This window comes from Helicobacter pylori FD535 (genome assembly GCF_000296015.2).
GTDB classification, from domain to species: domain Bacteria; phylum Campylobacterota; class Campylobacteria; order Campylobacterales; family Helicobacteraceae; genus Helicobacter; species Helicobacter pylori_CT.
Map to the genome: position 1 here is coordinate 1 of NZ_AKHP02000038.1, position 3,617 is coordinate 3,617.

1 rRNA gene and 1 pseudogene are annotated in these 3,617 nt (G+C 41.2%); both read left to right on the forward strand.

Annotation, left to right across the window (positions count from 1 at the left end):
- Positions 1-454: 454 nt before the first annotated feature.
- A pseudogene (locus tag DV63_RS14285) lies at positions 455-1,240 on the forward strand (NYN domain-containing protein).
- 730 nt (positions 1,241-1,970) lie between these two features.
- A 16S ribosomal RNA gene (locus DV63_RS14295) occupies positions 1,971-3,474 on the forward strand.
- Positions 3,475-3,617 lie beyond the last annotated feature (143 nt).

Here is a 3,617-nt window from a genome sequence, read left to right on the forward strand (position 1 = left end):
TTTCAATAACTTCTTTTCAATAACTTCTTTTCAATAACTTCTTTTCAATAACTTCTTTTCAATAACTTCTTTTCAATAACTTCTTTTCAATAACTTCTTTTCAATAACTTCTTTTCAATAACTTCTTTTCAATAACTTCTTTTCAATAACTTCTTTTCAATAACTTCTTTTCAATAACTTCTTTTCAATAACTTCTTTTCAATAACTTCTTTTCAATAACTTCTTTTCAATAACTTCTTTTCAATAACTTCTTTTCAATAACTTCTTTTCTGCTTGCTATCTGTTAAACTGAATTTTTGGCTCTAATGGGGCGTTGGTTGTCAAATTTTAAAAAGGCTTTGAGTGTCTGTATTTGATGGGAACAGAACCTTTATTTTCTTTAAAAAACAAGGCATGTTTAGATCCCCATGCTATACTCAACCCTTATGGCAAAGTTCGTATTTTGGGAGAAAACATGGAAAAAACTGAAACCACGATTTTTATGGATTGGGAAAATCTACTCACCGATTTGATAGCAATCCAAGAAATGGATGAGCGTTTTAAGGAGTCTCATTTCAATTTCAACAACCCCGAGTAGCTCTTAGTGCTAATCCGTTCGTTTTTGGAGCCTGAAGAGGAATTGAAGCGGATCTACTTTTATGCGTCTGAGCCTTTCACAGAAGCCGAACCTAGAATCAAGGGCAAGAAAAACGAAGAATTTGAGGAGTATAAAGAGAAGAATCCCAAAGAATATGAAGAGAAGGTGAATAAGTCAGAGATTATCCAAACTTTCAACCACAAGATCGCCCAACAAAATCAAGTGAAATTGCGAGTCGGTCGGGTAATGTTCGAATTCGTAGATGAGTTCGAAGACAAAGAAATCCATAAGGGTATAGAAGCCAAAATTCCCATACCGCACTTAAAGTTGCGTCAAAAACAAATTGATGCGCTGTTGGCACACGATATTACCAAGCTCTATTGCACCAAACCAGGAGGGCATATTTTGCTGTTCAGCAAGGATACCGATTTTGTGCCCGTGCTAGAAGCCGCTTGGGAGAAAGGCTTTGAAGTCTTCATCGCCAACATCAAAGAAAACCTCAATCCTGTCCCCCCAGACTTGAAGAAGTCTTGCGATGTGAGAGAGCGTAGTGTTAAAGAAATTGTAGACAGCTTGCCAAAAAATCAGAACAAGAAAAAGAACTTTCCCCCCAAAGAGCCTTTTAACGGCTCACTTAAAGACCAATTCTCTAAGAAGAACTAACGCGCTTCCCCCACACCAGGACAAAAAACACCCAATTTAAAAGGGTCAAGATAGCTTAAGCGGATTTTTTAATCCATGGTTTCATTTTTTGCTCTTTATTATGGAGTGATTTTTGAAAACGGGGATAAATTAGTGCTTAATGGTGTATTTATGGGGAATGCGTGTGTGTTTTTGGTGGCATTTAGACTTCTCAAAACCCAATCGTTTTGAAATTTCAAAATATTTTCCCAAACATTCCCTAGATTTAAGCAAACCTTAAGCTTTGTATGACTATACTTTCATTTCCTTGTTTCAGCAAGGGCTTTTAAAAGCCGCTTGATACCTTACAAGGATAGCTGATTAAAGCAAACGATCTTTGAAAACTAAGCAAATTGATAGAAGTTCTTTTTAAAGGGATATTCTAAAATGATTTTAAGGATGACTTATTATAAAGAGTGAGGGTTTCAATCGCTTTCATTCTATTATGAGAAATTCTTATCCAACGAGTGCTGTTCAATAATCATTGATTGTATGATGATGATTGATGGTTAATTGGCATGAGAGTATTTACTAGGTTAGCGTTTAGCTAAACCTTTTTAAAAAGTTTCTTTCTGTTTTGTTGTTGTAATACTTAAGAACACAACCCGTTTTATTCAATAATCAAATAAAACGAGTTCTTGTGATACGCTAAAGCTGTTGTTAAGAATAACAACAGCCTATCAAAAAACAAAAGAGCTTTAGGACAAACACTTTTATGGAGAGTTTGATCCTGGCTCAGAGTGAACGCTGGCGGCGTGCCTAATACATGCAAGTCGAACGATGAAGCTTCTAGCTTGCTAGAATGCTGATTAGTGGCGCACGGGTGAGTAACGCATAGGTCATGTGCCTCTTAGTTTGGGATAGCCATTGGAAACGATGATTAATACCAGATACTCCCTACGGGGGAAAGATTTATCGCTAAGAGATCAGCCTATGTCCTATCAGCTTGTTGGTAAGGTAATGGCTTACCAAGGCTATGACGGGTATCCGGCCTGAGAGGGTGAACGGACACACTGGAACTGAGACACGGTCCAGACTCCTACGGGAGGCAGCAGTAGGGAATATTGCTCAATGGGGGAAACCCTGAAGCAGCAACGCTGCGTGGAGGATGAAGGTTTTAGGATTGTAAACTCCTTTTGTTAGAGAAGATAATGACGGTATCTAACGAATAAGCACCGGCTAACTCCGTGCCAGCAGCCGCGGTAATACGGAGGGTGCAAGCGTTACTCGGAATCACTGGGCGTAAAGAGCGCGTAGGCGGGATAGTCAGTCAGGTGTGAAATCCTATGGCTTAACCATAGAACTGCATTTGAAACTACTATTCTAGAGTGTGGGAGAGGTAGGTGGAATTCTTGGTGTAGGGGTAAAATCCGTAGAGATCAAGAGGAATACTCATTGCGAAGGCGACCTGCTGGAACATTACTGACGCTGATTGCGCGAAAGCGTGGGGAGCAAACAGGATTAGATACCCTGGTAGTCCACGCCCTAAACGATGGATGCTAGTTGTTGGAGGGCTTAGTCTCTCCAGTAATGCAGCTAACGCATTAAGCATCCCGCCTGGGGAGTACGGTCGCAAGATTAAAACTCAAAGGAATAGACGGGGACCCGCACAAGCGGTGGAGCATGTGGTTTAATTCGAAGATACACGAAGAACCTTACCTAGGCTTGACATTGAGAGAATCCGCTAGAAATAGTGGAGTGTCTGGCTTGCCAGACCTTGAAAACAGGTGCTGCACGGCTGTCGTCAGCTCGTGTCGTGAGATGTTGGGTTAAGTCCCGCAACGAGCGCAACCCCCTTTCTTAGTTGCTAACAGGTCATGCTGAGAACTCTAAGGATACTGCCTCCGTAAGGAGGAGGAAGGTGGGGACGACGTCAAGTCATCATGGCCCTTACGCCTAGGGCTACACACGTGCTACAATGGGGTGCACAAAGAGAAGCAATACTGCGAAGTGGAGCCAATCTTCAAAACACCTCTCAGTTCGGATTGTAGGCTGCAACTCGCCTGCATGAAGCTGGAATCGCTAGTAATCGCAAATCAGCCATGTTGCGGTGAATACGTTCCCGGGTCTTGTACTCACCGCCCGTCACACCATGGGAGTTGTGTTTGCCTTAAGTCAGGATGCTAAATTGGCTACTGCCCACGGCACACACAGCGACTGGGGTGAAGTCGTAACAAGGTAACCGTAGGTGAACCTGCGGTTGGATCACCTCCTTTCTAGAGAAAAGCTTTTAATATTCGCTTATTAAAAGCCCAAGAGTATTACCTGACAAAAGAACTTCTTTTGCTTAGTTTTGAAGGATTGGGCTTATTCTTTCTTTTGTCTTATTTGTTATCTCTTTTATTTTTATTGGTTTTTA